The sequence below is a fragment of the Nonomuraea sp. NPDC050394 genome, from assembly GCF_044459065.1.
Lineage (GTDB): Bacteria > Actinomycetota > Actinomycetes > Streptosporangiales > Streptosporangiaceae > Nonomuraea.
Genome location: NZ_JBITIO010000012.1, coordinates 15,622 through 32,492 on the forward strand (window position 1 = coordinate 15,622; position 16,871 = coordinate 32,492).

The following is a 16,871-nucleotide window of genomic DNA, read 5'->3' on the forward strand; positions in this document are numbered from 1 at the left end:
ATGCGCATCCCAAAACCGGCCCGTTATTCGTACCGGCGTATGGACGATGCCCCCGGTGAATTCACCTAGCCTGCCGGTGCCAGTGCATTGACCCGGAATAGGGGAATCATGTTCGCGCACGAAGAAGTCGTCATCCGGGCCGGCGTCCGCACCGGCCTGCCGATCATCATCGCCGTCCATTCCACCGTCCTCGGCCCGGCCGGCGGCGGCTGCCGGGTGCGTCACTACGCCGACTGGCGCGACGGCCTGGCCGACGCGCTGCGGTTGTCGCAGGCCATGACGGACAAATGCGCGATCGCCGGGCTGGACACCGGAGGCGGCAAGACCGTGGTCGCCCTGCCCGAGGGATACAGCTTCACCCCGGAAAGCCGCCGCGACATGTTGCACGACGTCGCCGACGTCGTCCACTCCCTGCGGGGCAGGTACGCGACCGCCCCGGACGTGGGCACGGGCCCCGAGGACATGGCGGTCATCAAGGAACGAACCCCGCACGTCTTCTGCACCCCCGCCGAGATGGGCGGCAGCGGCGATTCCTCTCCCGCCACCGCCACCGGCGTGATGGCCGCCCTGGCCGCGGTCTGCGCCCGCCTGGACAAGGGCGCCGCGCTCGACACCGCACCGCTGAAGGGGCGGCGGGTGGGCGTGCTGGGGCTCGGCCATGTGGGGTCGCACCTGGTCCGGCGTCTGGCCGCGGAGGGCGCGGACATCCTGGCCGCCGACGTCGACCGGGCCAGGCGGCGGCTCGCCGGCGAGGTGGGCGCCACCTGGCTCACCCCGGACGAGCTGGTCGAGGCCGAGCTCGACATCCTCGTCCCGGCCGCGATGGGCGGCCTGCTGACGGAGGAGCTGGTGCCCCGGCTCAGGTGCGCCGCCGTCGCCGGACCGGCCAACAACCAGATCACCACCCCGGAGGTCGCCCGGCTCCTGCACGAGCGCGGCATCCTCTGGGCCCCTGACGACATCGTCAGCGCCGGAGGCGCGATCTACGCCCACGCCGTCGAGCTGCGCCACCTGGCCGCCGAGGAGGCGAACGCCCGCGTGGCCGAGATCGCCGAGCGCCTCGGCGCGGTGCTCGACCTCGCCGAACAGGACGGGGTCAGCCCCTACTTCACCGTGCGCGAACTCGCCCGCACCCGTCTGGGCCGATGACCATGGCCCCGCCATACGAGCCGCACGACGGACACGAGCCGCACGAAGGGCCCGAACCACGCAACGGGCACGAGCCGCACGACGGACACGCGCCGCACGACGGGCACGAGCCGCACGACGGACACGCGCCGCACGACGGGTACGCGCTGGACGACAAGTACGCGCGGGCCGGTGGCCGTGTCCTCATGACCGGGGTCCAGGCGCTGGTACGGCTCACGCTTGAGCAACGCCGCCTGGACGAGGAGCGCGGGCTGGACACCCGGATCTTCGTCAGCGGCTACCGGGGCTCACCCCTGGGCGGGGTCGACATGGAGATGGAACGGGCGGCGCCGTTCCTCGAACCGGCGGGCGTCGTCTTCCGCTCCGGCCTGAACGAGGAACTGGCGGCGACCGCCGTGGCGGGGACGCAACTGCTGGAGCGGGCGCCGGGACGGCGGCACGAGGCGGTCACCGGGTTCTGGTACGGCAAGAACCCGGGCCTGGACCGGGCCGCCGACGCCGTACGGCATGGCATGGTGTCCGGCACGGCCCCGCTGGGCGGGGTCGTGGCGTGGATCGGCGACGACCCGGCGTGCAAGTCCTCGTCGGTGCCGAGTTCGTGCGAGCAGATGTGCCAGAGCCTGTCGATGCCGCTGCTGGTGCCGGGCTCGGTGGAGGAGGTCATCGAGCTCGGACTGCACGCCGTGGCGATGTCGCGTGCCAGCGGGCTGTGGGTCGGGCTGAAGATGCTCGCCGACGTCGCGGACGGCTCGGCCACCGTGGAACTGGCGGGGCGGGGCGAGGGCGTCCCGCCGCCGGACCGCGGGCGGGCCGGGTCGGCCGGGCTGGGCGGGGCCGTGCTGGACGCCGAGCACGACATGCGCACCCGCCGCCTGGACCTGGCGCTCGCCTACAGCCGCACGGCGGGGCTGAACCGCGTCACCTCCGACGGCGACGGCGCGACCCTGGGCGTCGTCGCGCCCGGGGGCGCCCACGCGGTCGTGGTCCGCGCGCTGGCGGACCTCGGCCCGTCGGCCCCGAGGCTCCGGCTGGTCAAGCTGTCGATGCCATTCCCCGTCTCGGATGAGGAACTGGTGGAGCTGACCGCCGGCCTCGAGCGCGTGCTGGTCGTGGAGGACAAGGTCAGCTTCGTGGAATCGCGGCTAAAGGAGGCGCTCTACCGGCGCCCGGACGCGCCCGAGGTGGTCGGCCGCTCCCTGCTGACCGCCCGGGGCACGCTCGGCGCCGAAGACGTCGTACGGGCGCTGGCGACACTGACCGGCGAGCCGCCGCGGCCCGAGCCGATCGTCCGGCGCGCGCTGCCCCTGGTCGCGGCCAGAGCGCCGTTCTTCTGCTCGGGCTGCCCGCACAACACCTCCACCCGCACCGACGACGCCACCCTGGTGGGCGTGGGCATCGGCTGCCACGCCATGGTCGCGCTGGACGGCAAGGGCCGGGGCACCCAGCTCGGCATCACCCAGATGGGCGGCGAGGGCGCGCAGTGGTTCGGGATCGCCCCCTTCACCGACGACCGCCACTTCGTGCAGAACCTGGGCGACGGCACCTTCCACCACTCGGGCTCGCTGGCCGTCCGGGCGGCGGTGGACGCCGGCGTGACCATGACCTACAAGCTGCTCTACAACGACGCGGTCGCGATGACCGGCGGCCAGCGGGCCGAGGGCCGGCTCGACGTGCCGACGCTGACCCGGTGGCTGGCCGACGAGGGGATCAAGAAGGTCGTCATCACCACGGCGGACCCGGCGAGCTACCGCGGCGTACGCCTGGATCCGATCGCGACCGTCCGCCATCGCGACGAGTTCGCCGAGGCCGAGCGGAGCCTCGCCGCGCTCGACGGGGTGACGGTGCTGATCCACGACGACCGGTGCGCCGCCGAGGAACGGCGGCTACGCAAACGCGGCAAGCTGCCCACCCCCACGGAGAAGGTCGTCGTCAACGAACGGGTCTGCGAAGGCTGCGGCGACTGCGCCGAGAAGTCGACGTGCCTGTCCGTGCACCCCGTCGACACCCCGTTCGGCGGCAAGACCCGCATCCACCAGGGCTCCTGCAACTCCGATCTCAGCTGCCTCAAGGGCGACTGCCCGTCGTTCCTGCTGGTGACGCCCGGGAGCAGGCGCGAGAAGGAACCCCCGGCCCCGCGCGCGGACCTGCCGGAGCCGGTGCCGCGCTTTCCCGACGTCCTGATCAGGATGCCCGGCATCGGCGGCACCGGCGTGGTGACGGTCTCGCAGATCCTCCAGACCGCCGCCCGTCTGGACGGCCGGCACGCGGCGGGCGTGGAGCAGACCGGTCTGGCACAGAAGGGCGGTCCCGTGGTCAGCGATCTGCGGATCTCCGCTCGGCCCGTCACCGGCTCGGTCAAGGCGGCCCCGGGCACCGCGGACGTCCTGCTCGCCCTCGACCTGATCGGGGCCGCCGCGGACGGCAACCTGGCCACCGCGCGGTCCGGCCACACGATCGCCGTGGTCAACACGACGCTGGTGCCGACGCTCGGCATGGTCACGCACCGGAGCGCCCTGCCCCGTTCCCCCGCGGACGCGCTGGAGCGCATCGAGTCCGTGACCGACGCGCCCGGCAACCTGTACCTGGACGCGCAGGGCCTGGCCGAGACGCTGTTCGGCGATCACATGCCGGCCAACATGGTGCTGGTCGGCGCCGCTTTCCAGCACGGCTGCCTGCCGCTGAGCGCCGGGGCGATCGAGCGGGCCGTCCGGCTCAACGGCGCGGCCGTGGACAAGAACCTCGCCGCCTTCCGCTGGGGGCGCGCCGCCGTGGCCGACCCCGCCGCGGTCCTGGCCGTGGTCAAGCCCGCCCCGGCCCCCGAGCCCGCCGGCATGGCCCTCTGGACCGCCGACCTCACCGCCTACCAGAGCCCGGTCTACGCCCGCCGGTTCGCCGCCGCGGTCGGCGAGGTCGAGGCGGCCGTGACCGGGCGCGTGGACGAGGAGACCGGCCGCACGATCACCACGGCCTACGCCAGGAGCCTGCACAAGCTGATGGCCTACAAGGACGAGTACGAGGTCGCCCGCCTCCACCTGGACCCCGCCGAGAAAGCCCGGCGCGCCGCGGAGTTCGGGCCGGACGCGAAGGTCGCGGTGCTGCTGCACCCGCCGGTGCTGCGGGCGCTGGGCATGAAGCGCAAGATACGGCTCCGCCGTACCGCGCGGCCGTTGTTCCTGCTGCTCAGGGCGGCCAGGCGGCTGCGCGGCACGCCGTTGGACCTCTTCGGGTACGCGCGGGTCCGCCGGGTGGAGCGGGAACTCGTCACCGAGTTCCAGGGGCTCATGAAGGCCGCGCTCGACCGGCTCACCCCGCAGACGGCCGGGCAGGTGGCCGCCATCGCCGCGCTGCCGGACCTCGTCCGCGGCTACGAGGACATCAAGCTCGCCCGCGTCGCGGAGTTCCGCGCCCGGGCCGACCAGGCGCTCGCCGGGCTGGAAAGGGTCACCAGTGCTCCATGACCGAGGTGGCCCGGCCGTACGCGACCTCCATGATCTGAAGGACCTTCGGGACGTCGCGGCGATGTTCAACCGCATCTGGCGGCCGCCGCCCGGCATCGACGCCGTCGGCCTGGAGTGGCTCCGTGCCCTGTCGCACGCCGGGAGCTACGTGGCCGGGGCCTATGCGGACGGGCGGATCGTCGGGGCCTCCGTCGGCTTCCTGTCCGCGCCGGCCGGCCGGGCGCTGCACTCCCACCTCACCGGCGCCGACAAGGGCCACGGGATCGGCTTCGCGCTGAAGCTGCACCAGCGCGAGTGGGCGCTGGCCAGGGGACTCGACCGGATCACGTGGACGTTCGATCCGCTGGTCCGCCGCAACGCCCACTTCAACCTGGCCAAGCTGGGCGCCAGGCCGGAGGAGTACCTGCCGTCCTTCTACGGTGTCATGACCGATGCCATCAACGGCGGTGGCGACGACTCCGACCGGGTGCTCACGACGTGGCGGCTGGCCGAACCGGGCGTGGTGGCCGCGGTGGGGCGGCAGCCGTACCGGAGGGAGATCCCCCGGGACGCGGCGGTCGGGCTGGGCGAGGCGGACGGGCGGCCCGTGCCGGGGCGCACGGACGCGGCGACGGTGCTCGTCGCGGTGCCGGAGGACATCGAAGGGCTGCGTCGCGGCGATCCGGCCGTGGCCAGGTCGTGGCGGCTGGCGATGCGCGAGGTGCTGGGCGGCCTGCTGGCCGAGGGCGGCCGGGTGACCGGGTTCCACCGGCGTTCCTTCTACGTCGTCGAGAGGGGCGGGCCTACCTGAAGATCTCCATCTGGAGCATGGCGTCGAGCCGCGCGCGATGGTCGTTCAGGTCGATCCCGCTGATCTCGACCGCGCGCCTCAGGCGGTACCTGAAGGTGTTGGAGTGGACCTTCATCGCGGCCGCGGCGGCGATGACGTCCCCGAACGCCTCCAGGTAGGCGCGCAGCGTGCCCGCCAGGTCGCTGCCGTGGCCGGCGTCGTGGGCGAGCAGCAGTTGGTACGGCCCGCCGGGCTCCTGCCGTTCGGCGGCGGCCAGGTCGGCGAGCCGCAGCAGGAGCGACTCGAACTGGACCGCCCGGTAGGCCGCCACCGTGCCGCTCGCCCGGCGCGAACGCAGGACGCGCAGCGCCCGGTCGGCGTCCGCGCGGGCCGTGGGCACCTCGCTCAGGTCCGCCGCCTGCGTCCCCACCCCGATGTTGGCGGTGAAGCGGTGGCCGACCCGGTCGAGGAAGGACTCCGCCACCCGGACGGCGCGCTGCTCGGCGTCGCCCGGCGCCCGCACCGGCAGGACGGCGTAGGTCACCCGGCCGATGAGGGCCGCGGCCGAGCCCGGGTGGATGGCGCTCAGGTGCAGCGCCAGCGTGTCGCTGAAGCGCTGCCGTTCGCTCTCCCGCTTGACCGGGTCCTCTTCGACGGCCGGGGGTTCTCCGGGCTCGGCCAGGTGCGCGGCCAGGACGCACAGGTGCCCGCCGGAGACGCCCAGCCGCTCCGCCGCCGCGGCGGCGTCCTGCCCGCCCGCCAGCACCGCGGACAGCAGACCGGCGCGCAGCCGCCGCGGGGTGTCGGCGCCCGCCCTGGCGCGGAGCATCTGCATCGCGACCATCTTCGAGGAGTCGGTCAGCGCCCGCTTCCTGGCCGGGCTCAGCTCCTCGCGCGTCACGGCCCAGATGGTGCCGAGGATCTCGTCGCCGGATCGGACCGCGATGGCCGTACGGAAGATGTCCTCGTGATGGAGGTAGAGCGGTTCCAGGCTCCGGTAGATGGCGCGGTAGGTGCCGAGTTCGTCCATCAGCCGCCGCAGCCGCTCGGGCGTCTGGCGGCCGAGGATGGTCTCCACGCGGCTGGGATCGGCCTTGTCCTGACGTTCCGAATAGGCCACCACCCGCGAGGAACGATCCTCGATCGTGATCGGCGCGTCCACCAGCGCACAGACCGCGTTCGCCAGGGCGAACAGGTCGTCGGGCACGTCATCGGCCGCGGCCGGCGCCCCGCCGGCGAGCATCGCGCGCATCAGCGCCGCCACCTGGGTCCACGAGGCGCTCCTGTCCAGGCCCAGCAGCGTCGTCCCGGTCCGCGCCGCGGTGGCACGGACCTCGTCGTCCACCGTGACCGGATGTTTCACCACGAGCGCCACGGACCGCCCGGCCGCCTCCAGCAGGTCGCTGATCCGCCGCGGGCCGGTCACTCCGACCCCGAGCAGCAGCCCGCCGGGCGGGATCGGCTGCCCGTCCGCGGGGTCGTGGATGAACACGCCGGTGACCTCCGCGTCGAGGTCGCCGGAGGGCACGGCCACGTCGAGGACCGAACTGCCCAGATCCTCCAGGATCCGCCGCACGTTGATCGCCGGCCGGCTCGTCATCCGCTCACGATAATGGACGCCCGCCCACGCTGACATCGGCCCGGCCACCTGTGTCAGCAACTTGTCAGCGTGCCCGAGCAGGGTGCATCCATGATCAACGATGCGTACACCCTGCCGGCGCTGCCGGCCACCCGCACCCCCGGCTGCCCCTTCGACCCGCCGCGGGAGCTGGCGCGGGCCCGCGAGCACGGCCCCATCAGCCGCCTGCCCTTCCCCGGCGGGGACGAGGGCTGGGTCGTCACCGGTCACCAGCTCGCCCGTACCGTGCTGGGCGACCCCCGGTTCAGCTCCCGCCAGGAACTCATGCGCTCCCCGGTCGCCGACCTGGGCGACAGCCCTGTTCCCCCGGCGCCGCCCGGCATGTTCATCATGATGGACCCGCCGCAGCACAGCCGGTACCGCAAGCTGCTGGCGGGCAAGTTCACCGTCCGCCGGATGCGGCTGCTCACCGAACGCGTCGAGCGGGTCACCGCGGAACGTCTCGACGCGATGGCCGCCGCCGGTCCTCCCACCGACCTGGTCAGCGCGTTCGCCCAGCCGATCCCGGCGATCATGATCTGCGAGCTGCTGGGGGTTCCCGCCGCCGACCGGCCCTTCTTCCAGGAGCATGTCGCGACCATGTTCGACGAGGACGCCCCGGACGAGGAGCGCTACGCGAGCCACACCGCGGTCCACGGGTACATCGCCACTCTCGTGTCCGCCAAGCGCGCGGCCCCGACCGACGACGTCCTCAGCGACCTGACCGGCACCGACCTGTCGGAGGCGGAGCTCATCGGCGCCGCGGGCCTGCTGCTGGCGGCGGGCATGGACACCACCTCGAACATGCTCTCGCTGGGCACCTTCGCCCTGCTGAGCACCCCCGGACAGGTGGCCATGCTGCGCGAGGACCCCGACCGGTCCGTCGAGGAACTGCTGCGCTACCTCAGCGTCGTGCACGTCCGGCCACGGGTGGCCCTTGAGGACGTCGAGCTGGACGGCCACACCGTCAAGGCCGGCGACCAGGTGATCCTGTCGCTCAGCACCGCCAACCGCGACCCCGGGCGCTTCGAGCACCCCGGCGCCCTCGACGCCGGGCGATCGGCCGGCGGCCATCTGGCGTTCGGCCACGGGGTGCACCAGTGCCTCGGCCAGCAACTCGCCCGCGTCGAACTGCGCACCGCCTACCCGGCGCTGTTCGGCCGGTTCCCGTCGCTGCGCCTGGCCGTACCGGCCGGGGACATCGTCATCCGCCCGGAGTCCGGGGACGTCATCGGCGTGAAGAGCCTGCCGGTCACCTGGGACGTCTGAGGCCCCGTCCCGTGCACGTCGTATGCGAGTTGCGCACACCGATCCGAATGCGTACAGTGTGCACAGCGAGTGTACGACGTGCGCCTAAGGACTGATCATGCCTGTCTTCGAAACCCCAGAACCGATCCTCGCCGTCATCGCCCTGGCGGCCGGCGACGTCCGGATCACCGCCACAGGGCGCGGCGACACCAGCGTCGAGGTACGGCCGAGCGACGCGGACAGCGACGAGGACGTCAGCGCCGCCGGATCGTGCGAGGTCGAGTTCCTCGCCGGCCGGCTCACGGTCAGGACGCCGCGCCAGGACGCGCCGGCCAGACGCGCCGGATCGGTGGAGGTCACCGTCGAACTGCCGGAGGCCTCCGGCCTGGAGGCGGACGTGGCCGCCGGGGGAGTGCGCTGCGCCGGGCGGCTCGGCGAGACCCGTGTCACCGCCTCCCACGGCGAGATCGACCTCGACCGGACCGGCCGCCTGGAGGCCGGCTCCGGCTCCGGGGCGATCAGGGTCGCCGCCGTCGACGGCCAGGCCCTGATCAAGACCCTGAGCGGGAACGTGCACCTGGGCGAGGTCTCCGGCGACCTGCGGGCCGGCACCGCGCACGGGGACATCGTCGTCGAGCGCGCCCTGTCCGGCGTCCAGGCCAAGACCGCGCACGGCGACATCCGCATCGGCGAAGTGGTCCGCGGGCTCATCTCCGTCTCCACGGGCCTGGGCGAGGTCGAGGTCGGCGTACGCAAGGGCACCGTGGCCCGGCTGAACCTCGGCTCCACCTATGGCCGCGTCCGCAACCTGCTCCAGCCCGGGGCGGCCCCCGGACCCGCCGAGGACCACGTCGAGGTCAGCGCCTCGACCACCCACGGCGACGTCCTCATCCACCACTCCTGACCCGCGAGAGGAATCCACCATGACCGAGCCGTTGAGCACCCTGCCCCTGGAACGGCCCGCCGGCCGCCCCTTCGACCCGCCCGCCGAACTCGCGCGGCTGCGCGCGGAGCAGCCCCTGCGGCCGCTGATCTTCCCCGACGGGCACGAGGGCTGGCTGGCCCTCGGCTACGACGAGGTCCGCGCCATCGTGGCCGACCCGCGCTTCAGCTCCCGCTACGAGCTGATCCACTACGCGCTGGCCGACGTCGGCCAGATGCCGCCCGCCCCGCCCGGCGACCTGGTCGGGATGGACCCGCCGCAGCACAGCCGGTACCGCAAGCTGCTGGCGGGCAAGTTCACCGTGCACCGCATGCGCCTGCTGGCCGAGCGCGCCGAGGAGGTCACCAAAGAGCACCTGGAGGCCATGGCGGCGTCCGGCCCGGAAGCCGATCTGATCGAGGCCTTCGCCCGGCCGGTGCCCGCGGTGATGATCTGCGAGCTACTCGGCGTGCCGTACGCCGACCGGCAGGAGTTCCAGCAGATGGCCGCCACCATCGGCGGGCTGGACGCCACCCCGGAAGAGCAGTACGCCGCCTACGCCCAGATGGGCGAGTACATCGGCAAGCTGGTCCAGGCCAAGCGCGCCACTCCCACCGACGACGTGCTCGGCGACCTGACCGGGAGCGACCTGACGGACGAGGAACTGGCCGGCGTCGGCGCGTTCCTGCTCGGCGCCGGGCTCGACACCACCACCAACATGATCGCGCTGGGCACCTACACCCTGCTGCGGCACCCGGACCAGCTCGCGCTGCTGCGCGAAGACCCGGACCTGGCCGGCAACGCGGTGGAGGAGCTGATGCGGTTCCTGACGATCACCCACACCGGAGCGCGCGCGGCCCTGGAGGACGTCGACCTGGCCGGGCAGACGATCAAGGCCGGGCAGACGGTCGCGCTGGCGGTGCAGGCCGCCAACCGCGACCCCGGGAAGTACCCCGACCCGGACGTCCTCGACCTGCGCCGCGACGCCTCCGGCCACATCAGCTTCGGCCACGGCATCCACCAGTGCCTGGGCCAGCAACTGGCCCGCGTCGAGATGCGCGCCGCCTTCCCCGCGCTGCTCGGCCGCTTCCCCGGGCTGCGGCTGGCCGTACCCGCCGACCAGGTGCCGATGCGTGAGGGCCTGGACATCTACGGCGTGCACCGCCTGCCGGTCACATGGTGAGCGTCCCGCGACCCGCGGAAAGTCCCTGACCATGACCGTGGCCGAACCCGCCCTCAGCTGGGAGAGCATCGTCACCGCGCACTCCGCGCTCGTGCACCGGCTGGCCTACCGGCTGACGGGCGACCCGCACGACGCCGAGGACCTCACCCAGGACGTCTTCTGCAAGGTCTTCCGCTCCCTGCACACCTACCGGCCGGGCACCTTCGAGGGCTGGCTGCACCGCATCACCACCAACCTCTTCCTCGACGGTGTACGGCGGCGCGCCCGCGCCCCCGTGCACCCGCTCAGCGAGGAGTCGGCGAACCGGCTGCCCGCCCGCGACTCCACTCCCGAGCAACTTCTCGACGAGCGGCGGTTCGAGCCCGACATCGAGGCCGCCCTGCTCGCCCTCACCCCGGTGAACCGGGCCGCGGTCGTGCTGAGCGACGTCGAGGGCCTGCCGTACGAGCAGGTCGCGGAAGTGCTCGGGATCAAGACCGGAACCGTCCGCAGCCGCATCCACCGCGGCCGCGCCCAGCTCAAGCAATACCTGCACCACAGAGCCTGTGAAAGGACATGACATGCACACCTTCGACACCCCCGGCCCCATCCACGCCCTCGTCGAGTTCGGCTCCGGCGAGGTCCGCGTCGACGCGGGGCCGTACGAGGAGACGACGGTCGAGGTGACCCCCGCCGACCCCGCGCGCTCCGCCGACGTGGCTCTGGCCGGGCAGACCGAGGTCACCTACGCCGACGGGCACCTGGCCGTGCGCTCGCCCCGCCAGGCCTCCCGCCGCTGGTCCACCAAGACGCCGCCCTCGGTGGTGATGGTCATCCGGCTGCCGGCCGAGTCCGAGCTGAACGCCGACGCCTTCTACGGCGCCATCCGTGCCACCGGAAGCCTCGGCGACGTCGAGGCGCACACCTCGCACGGCGACATCTCCCTGGAGGAGACGGCCGGCGTGCGCGCCCGCAGCGAGCACGGCTCCATCACCATCGCGCGGCCCGTCGGCGTGGTGGAGATCGCCACCGACGGAGCCGTCCGCGTCGGCGAGGCCGGCTCCACCCTCACGATCGAGGCGGGCAGCGGCGACATCGACATCGACCGGGTGCACGCCGACGTCAAGGCCACCTCGGCCCACGGCGGCATCCGCATCGGACGGCTGGCCTCGGGCAAGGCCGTACTGGAGACCGGCTACGGCGCCGTCTCCGTCGGCGTGGCCCGCACCACCGCCGCCGACGTGGACGTCAACTCCCGGCACGGCAAGGTCCGCGACACCCTCGATTCCGGCCGCGCCCCCGTGCACACCGACGCCAAGGCGGACATCTACGCCCGCACCACCTATGGCGACATCAATGTCCACCGCGCCTGACTTGCCAAGGAATCCGACCATGACCGGCACCGCCATCACCGTCTCCGGGCTGCGCAAGTCCTACGGCTCCCACCGCGTACTCGACGGCATCGACCTGTCCATCCCGCAAGGATCGATCTTCTCCCTGCTCGGGCCCAACGGCGCGGGGAAGACCACGACCGTGCAGATCCTGTCCACGCTCATCAAGGCCGACGCCGGGCAGGTCACCGTGGCCGGCAACGACCTGGCCAAGCAGCCGGACGCCGTACGCGCCGCCATCGGCGTCACCGGCCAGTTCTCCGCCGTCGACGGGTTGCTGACCGGCGAGGAGAACCTTCGCCTCATGGCCGACCTGCACCTCCTCGGCCGCTCCAAGGGCCGCAAGACCGCTCGCGAGCTGCTGGAGCGCTTCGACCTCACCGGCGCGGCCCGCAAACGGGCCGCCACCTACTCCGGCGGCATGCGGCGCCGCCTCGACCTGGCCATGACCCTGGTGGGCGACCCGAGCGTCATCTTCCTCGACGAGCCGACCACCGGCCTCGACCCGCGCAGCCGCCGTTCGATGTGGGCGATCGTGCGCGAACTCGTCGACGGCGGCGTCACCATCTTCCTCACCACCCAGTACCTGGAGGAAGCCGACCAGCTCGCCGACCGCATCGCCATGCTCAACGGCGGCCGCATCGTCGCGGAAGGCAGCGCGGAGGAGCTCAAGCGGCTGGTACCCGGCGGGCACGTCAGCCTGAAGTTCGCCGACTCGGCGAGCTACGAGCTGGCCCTGCGCGGCGTCGGCCCGATCTCCCGCAACGACGAGGCCCTCACCCTGCTCGTCCCCAACAACGGCGGCACCGCCACCCTGCGCGGCCTGATCGACTGGCTCGACGGCAACGCCATCAAGGTGGAGGAACTGTCGGTGCACACCCCCGACCTCGACGACGTCTTCCTCGCCCTCACGGAGTCACGATGACACGCGCCCTGACCGACTCGGCGACCATGCTGCGCCGCCAGCTCCGGCACATCCTGCGCTACCCGGCGCTGACCCTGACCGCGGCCGGCATGCCGATCATCTTCCTGGTGCTGTTCGTGTACGTCTTCGGCGGCACCATGGGCGCCGGCATCGACGTCGGCACCGGCGACCCGCGCACCGCCTACGCCAACTACCTCGCGCCGGGCATCATCCTCATGACAGTCGTCGGCGCGGCCCAGGGCACCGCCATCTCGGTGGCCACCGACATGACCGGCGGCATCGTGGCCCGCTTCAAGACGATGGCCATCGCCCGCGTCTCCGTTCTCACCGGGCACGTACTCGGCAGCATCATCCAGACCATGCTCGCCGTCGTCGCGGTGGTCGCCGTCGCGCTGCTGGTGGGCTTCCGGCCCAGCGCGGGCGTGGGCGGCTGGCTCGGCGTCGCCGGCGTCCTGGTCATGATCAGCTTCGCGATCACCTGGCTGTCCACGGCGCTCGGCATGGTCACCGACGACATCGCCGCCGCCAGTAACCTGCCCATGCCGCTGATCATCCTGCCCTTCCTCGGCAGCGGCTTCGTCCCCACCGCGTCGATGCCGGACGCCCTGCGGTGGTTCGCCGAGAACCAGCCCTTCACCCCGATCATCGAGACCCTGCGCGGCCTGCTCACCGGCACGCCGGTCGGCGACAGCCTCACCCGCTCGATCGCCTGGAGCGCCGTCATCGCCCTGCTCGGATACCTGTGGGCCAAGAAGCTGTACAACCGCGACCCCGGAAAGTGAGAACCGCCGGCCGGCCTTGCCCACACGCGGATGACGGCGCCATCGACCCGGAAACAAGGAGACGCACCATGCATCAGTTCGCCCCGGAGCGGGGGCCGGCGTGACCGCCTCCGCCACCCTGCCTGCTCCCCTCAGCACGACCGCCCGATCCCTGGCGCCGGATCTGGCACGCGGCATCATGCTGCTGGGCATAGCCTTGGCCCACGCCCCGCAGTTCCTGCTCGACTGGACACGCGGGTCCTCGGCCCTCAACACGATCGCCCACTTCTTCACCACCCTCGTCACCGACAACCAGGCCCGCGGGATGTTCGTCTTCCTGTTCGGCTACGGCCTCGGGCAACTGGCCCAGCGTCAGTACGCGCGCGGCAGCGAATGGCCGTCCGTGCGCGCGCTGCTACGCCGGCGCAGCCTGTGGCTGATCGTCATCGGGCTGGCACACGCGGTCGTCCTGGTGCCGTTCGACGTCATCGCGGTCTACGGCGTGACGATGCTCTTCCTCGCCTTCCTCGTACGCGCCCGCGACGCCGTGCTGTGGCGGCTGGGCCTGCTGACCCTGATCCCGGGGGCGCTCTTCCTCACCTGGCAGAGCGTTCAGGTCTACACCACGGCCGCGGAGGGCTCGCCGTTCACCATCGCGAAGTACATGGAGCCGGCCTTCGTCGAGCACCTCCTCACCAACGCCGTCGCCTGGCCGGGCAGAACTCTGGTGTCCATCCTCTTCGCGATCCCCGGCATGGCATGGGGGCTCCTGGCCGCCCGCAAGAAGATCCTCGACGAGCCGGAGCGGCACGTGGCTCTTCTGAAGCGGATCGCCTTGCTGTGCATCGGCGCCGCGGTCGCCGGACGGCTCCCGGCGGCGTTCCTGGCCGTCGGCACCTGGCCCGACGTGGCGACGCCCGTTGTCTGGGTGACGTACGCCGCGCACAGTTTCACCGGCTACATCGGCGGCATCGGCGCGGCCGCGGCCATCGGGCTCGCCGCCGTCCGCATCGGCCGCGACCACGGCCCCCTCACCACCGCCCTGGCCGCACTCGGGCAGCGTTCGATGACGTTCTACCTCGCGCAGTCGGTGGTCTGGGTGGCCCTCTTCTACCCGTTCACCCTGGGCCTGCGCGACGACCTCAGCTTCGCCGCCAGCCTCGCCGTCGCCGTCGTCATCTGGGCGGCCTCGATCCCCGCGGCGGCCTGGATGCACCGCAAGGGATACCGGGGCCCGTTCGAGGCACTCGTGCGCCGCATGTCATACCGCTAGCCCGCACGGCCGTTTCCTCCCGCAGGCGCCCTGCGGAGCGCGGGGGATGCCCAGGCTCACGATCCGGGGACCGCGGGGGCGTCATGTCCGAGCCTCGCCGTCGCCGTCCGCGGCGCGCAGCCGTTCCCTGTAGGCGCGAACGGCCGGCCGCACCAGGCACACCCGCAGCGCGTAGACCCCGGCCCCTCGGGGTGAGCTGAGGTGAGCGCCGACCCCTCCGCGACGCCGAAGGTCGCGGGGGAGCGGAAGCGTGGTGCCGGGCCTTGGTCTCCGATCGACGAAGCCCGCGTACCGGGTCAGGGGCGGGGGATGGCTACGGCGTTGTACGTCGTGTCGGGGGCCGGCGGGGTGGTGAAGCGGGCGTTGGGCAGGTAGAGGCGGGACCCGAACGCGGCCACCGTCGTCGGCACGTCGAACAGGGCGCTGGTCACCCGACGGACCACGCGGCCCTCGGTCCCCGCCGTGTTCAGCCGCAGGACGGCCACCGTGTTGATCCGGTTCTGCACCGCGTACAGCGTCCGGCCGCGCAGCAGCAGGCCGTCGCCCTGCGGCAGCGACTCGCCGTGCAGGTCGATCCGGGAGGTGGCGCCGGAGCCGTCCGCGCGGAACAGGCCGCCGGTGTTCGACTGCACGATGATCAGGCCCTGGCCGTCGGGGGTCGCGGCGATGCCGTTGGCGTTGATGCCGGTTCCATACACCAGGTCGCCCGTCAGCGGGACCCGCACCACGTCGGCGGGCAGCCGTCCGCCGCGCAGCGGCAGCTTGTAGAGCACCGGGTTGGCGGAGTCGGTGAACCACGCGGCGTCGCGGGTGAGGACGACGTCGTTGACGAACCCGGCGGCGGTGGCCAGCCGGTAGGAGGCCAGGACCCGGCCGGTGCGGGTGTCGACGACGCGGGCGTCTCCGGCCGTGCCGCCCGCCACGAACAGGCGTCCGCGCTCATCGATCTTCATCCCGACGGACGGGGTGCCGGGACCCCGGCTGATGATCGCGCCGCGCCCGGTACGCAGGTCGGCGCGGTAGATGGAGCCGTCCGCCAGCGAACCGAAGTAGGCGAGCGGGCCGGAGCCGATGGCGATGCCCTCGGGCCGGAAGCCGTTGGGCAACGGGATGGACTCGGGTGCCTCCCGGTCCGCGGCCGCCCCGGCGGGAGCGCCGGTCGCGGCGGCCAGGACGAGCGTGGTGACAATCGCGCAAAGGAGCCTGATGGTTCGCAGCATCTGATGCCCTCTTTCCAATCGTCTCGGGACCCACGCTAGATCGCCGCGCGCCATGCGCAAGTACCGGGACGTTGTGAGGAACGCACCATCGGTGATGTCGTACGCCTCTGGCCCGGCAGGGCGCCGCGGCCTAGCGTGCGGTCCATGGCCGCTCTGCGACGTCTCGCCGTCCTTCTGGTCGCCAGCGCCGTGTCCGCCGCCGGGCTCGTCGTCCCCGCCCGGGCGGACGTGTCGTACTTCTGCCTGTCGGTGCAGCGGTTCCCGCCGGTCGGGCCGCGCTACGAGGTGCGGGGCCTGATGTGTCACGGATCGGGCACCACCGACGTCACCATCACCGGCGGCGGCACCCTGGTGACACATCTGTGCCACACCGCCACCCTTTCGGGCACGACGCTGACGGGCGAGGACTGCCGCCAGGCGTCCGGCTAGCGGGCGGCGTCGCCGCCGTACACGGCCGTCACCTTCACACCGAGCGCCACGGGCAGAAGCGGCGCGGCTTCCGCGATGGCCGCACCGCCCGGGGCGAAGGCGGCGGCGTGCCTGAGCGCGATTCTGGCCGCCCGCCCCTGGACCTCGTAGGAGGCGTGCCCGAACGCGGCGGCCAGCGCGGGAGCCAGCTCGGCGGCATGCGGCAACTCCCGTTCCAACCGGCGCAGGCCCTCCAGGGCGAGCCTGGCCTCAGGCCGGAACGTCAGCGCGCCGATCGTCTCGACCACCTGGCCTGCCGCGGCCGCGCCGCCGTACCCGATCTGGGCGAGCGCCAGCTCCGCGACCGCGCCGGGAGCGGCGGGCAGCAACCGCAGATAGTCGCGTACGCGGGCGGCGGCCTCCTGCGGCGTCGGGTCGAGCAGGCGGTGCAGCCGCACGAAGAAGCGCAGCCCGACGCACCCGGCAGTCCGCCACGAACTCATCCCGATCCATGTTCTGCCCCTCCGCCCTAGCATGATCGATACCCACCTTCAGGTGCGTAACGGA

The 16,871-nt window shown here is 72.7% G+C and carries 15 protein-coding genes; 12 read left to right on the forward strand and 3 right to left on the reverse strand.

What is annotated here, in order from left to right:
* Positions 1 to 108 precede the first annotated feature (108 nt).
* The 3 genes from ACIBKY_RS37355 to ACIBKY_RS37365 are packed head-to-tail and all read left to right on the forward strand — an operon-like array spanning position 109 to position 5,397.
* Positions 109 to 1,149 (forward strand): Glu/Leu/Phe/Val dehydrogenase dimerization domain-containing protein, encoded by a 1,041-nt coding sequence (locus tag ACIBKY_RS37355; protein ID WP_397104349.1) that lies wholly within the window; start codon positions 109 to 111, stop codon positions 1,147 to 1,149.
* Positions 1,146 to 4,607 carry an indolepyruvate ferredoxin oxidoreductase family protein gene (locus ACIBKY_RS37360; protein WP_397104351.1) on the forward strand — a complete coding sequence of 1,154 codons (3,462 nt, stop codon included), beginning with the start codon at positions 1,146 to 1,148 and terminating at the stop codon, positions 4,605 to 4,607. Before ACIBKY_RS37355 ends, ACIBKY_RS37360 begins: the two co-directional genes overlap by 4 nt.
* Positions 4,597 to 5,397, forward strand: a complete 801-nt coding sequence (locus ACIBKY_RS37365; RefSeq protein ID WP_397104353.1) for a GNAT family N-acetyltransferase — start codon at positions 4,597 to 4,599, stop codon at positions 5,395 to 5,397. Before ACIBKY_RS37360 ends, ACIBKY_RS37365 begins: the two co-directional genes overlap by 11 nt.
* On the opposite strand, the gene ACIBKY_RS37370 is transcribed toward ACIBKY_RS37365, so the two are convergent.
* Positions 5,390 to 6,976: a PucR family transcriptional regulator gene (locus ACIBKY_RS37370; protein WP_397104355.1), complete on the reverse strand. Its 1,587-nt coding sequence runs from the start codon at positions 6,974 to 6,976 to the stop codon at positions 5,390 to 5,392. The genes ACIBKY_RS37365 and ACIBKY_RS37370 overlap by 8 nt on opposite strands.
* A 90-nt stretch (positions 6,977 to 7,066) precedes the next feature.
* Between ACIBKY_RS37370 and ACIBKY_RS37375 the strand changes: the two genes are divergently transcribed.
* The 8 genes from ACIBKY_RS37375 (at position 7,067) to ACIBKY_RS37410 (ending at position 14,676) form a co-directional block, all read left to right on the forward strand.
* Positions 7,067 to 8,263, forward strand: a complete 1,197-nt coding sequence (locus ACIBKY_RS37375) for a cytochrome P450 (RefSeq protein WP_397104357.1) — start codon at positions 7,067 to 7,069, stop codon at positions 8,261 to 8,263.
* A gap of 97 nt (positions 8,264 to 8,360) precedes the next feature.
* Positions 8,361 to 9,146, forward strand: coding sequence for a DUF4097 family beta strand repeat-containing protein (locus ACIBKY_RS37380; RefSeq protein ID WP_397104359.1), 786 nt, complete (start codon positions 8,361 to 8,363; stop codon positions 9,144 to 9,146).
* A 19-nt stretch (positions 9,147 to 9,165) separates the two neighbouring features.
* Positions 9,166 to 10,347: a cytochrome P450 gene (locus ACIBKY_RS37385; protein ID WP_397104361.1), complete on the forward strand. Its 1,182-nt coding sequence runs from the start codon at positions 9,166 to 9,168 to the stop codon at positions 10,345 to 10,347.
* Between the two features lie 31 nt (positions 10,348 to 10,378).
* The gene (locus ACIBKY_RS37390) at positions 10,379 to 10,906 is read left to right on the forward strand and encodes a sigma-70 family RNA polymerase sigma factor (RefSeq protein ID WP_397104363.1); all 528 of its coding nucleotides are present in this window, start codon (positions 10,379 to 10,381) and stop codon (positions 10,904 to 10,906) included.
* Position 10,907: 1 nt separating this feature from the next.
* Positions 10,908 to 11,699, forward strand: a complete 792-nt coding sequence (locus ACIBKY_RS37395) for a DUF4097 family beta strand repeat-containing protein (RefSeq protein ID WP_397104365.1) — start codon at positions 10,908 to 10,910, stop codon at positions 11,697 to 11,699.
* Positions 11,700 to 11,718: 19 nt separating this feature from the next.
* Positions 11,719 to 12,642 (forward strand): ATP-binding cassette domain-containing protein, encoded by a 924-nt coding sequence (locus tag ACIBKY_RS37400; protein ID WP_397104367.1) that lies wholly within the window; start codon positions 11,719 to 11,721, stop codon positions 12,640 to 12,642.
* Positions 12,639 to 13,424 (forward strand): ABC transporter permease, encoded by a 786-nt coding sequence (locus ACIBKY_RS37405; protein WP_397104369.1) that lies wholly within the window; start codon positions 12,639 to 12,641, stop codon positions 13,422 to 13,424. Before ACIBKY_RS37400 ends, ACIBKY_RS37405 begins: the two co-directional genes overlap by 4 nt.
* 100 nt (positions 13,425 to 13,524) lie before the next feature.
* Positions 13,525 to 14,676, forward strand: a complete 1,152-nt coding sequence (locus tag ACIBKY_RS37410) for a DUF418 domain-containing protein (RefSeq protein ID WP_397104371.1) — start codon at positions 13,525 to 13,527, stop codon at positions 14,674 to 14,676.
* A gap of 296 nt (positions 14,677 to 14,972) precedes the next feature.
* Here the strand turns inward: ACIBKY_RS37410 and ACIBKY_RS37415 are convergent, their stop codons facing one another.
* Positions 14,973 to 15,896 (reverse strand): SMP-30/gluconolactonase/LRE family protein, encoded by a 924-nt coding sequence (locus tag ACIBKY_RS37415; protein ID WP_397104373.1) that lies wholly within the window; start codon positions 15,894 to 15,896, stop codon positions 14,973 to 14,975.
* 144 nt (positions 15,897 to 16,040) lie between these two features.
* On the opposite strand from ACIBKY_RS37415, the gene ACIBKY_RS37420 reads away from it, so the two are divergent.
* Positions 16,041 to 16,325, forward strand: a complete 285-nt coding sequence (locus ACIBKY_RS37420) for a hypothetical protein (protein ID WP_397104375.1) — start codon at positions 16,041 to 16,043, stop codon at positions 16,323 to 16,325.
* Here the strand turns inward: ACIBKY_RS37420 and ACIBKY_RS37425 are convergent.
* On the reverse strand, positions 16,322 to 16,807 hold the full coding sequence (locus ACIBKY_RS37425) for a hypothetical protein (RefSeq protein WP_397104377.1): 486 nt from the start codon (positions 16,805 to 16,807) through the stop codon (positions 16,322 to 16,324). The genes ACIBKY_RS37420 and ACIBKY_RS37425 overlap by 4 nt on opposite strands.
* Between the last annotated feature and the right edge of the window lie 64 nt (positions 16,808 to 16,871).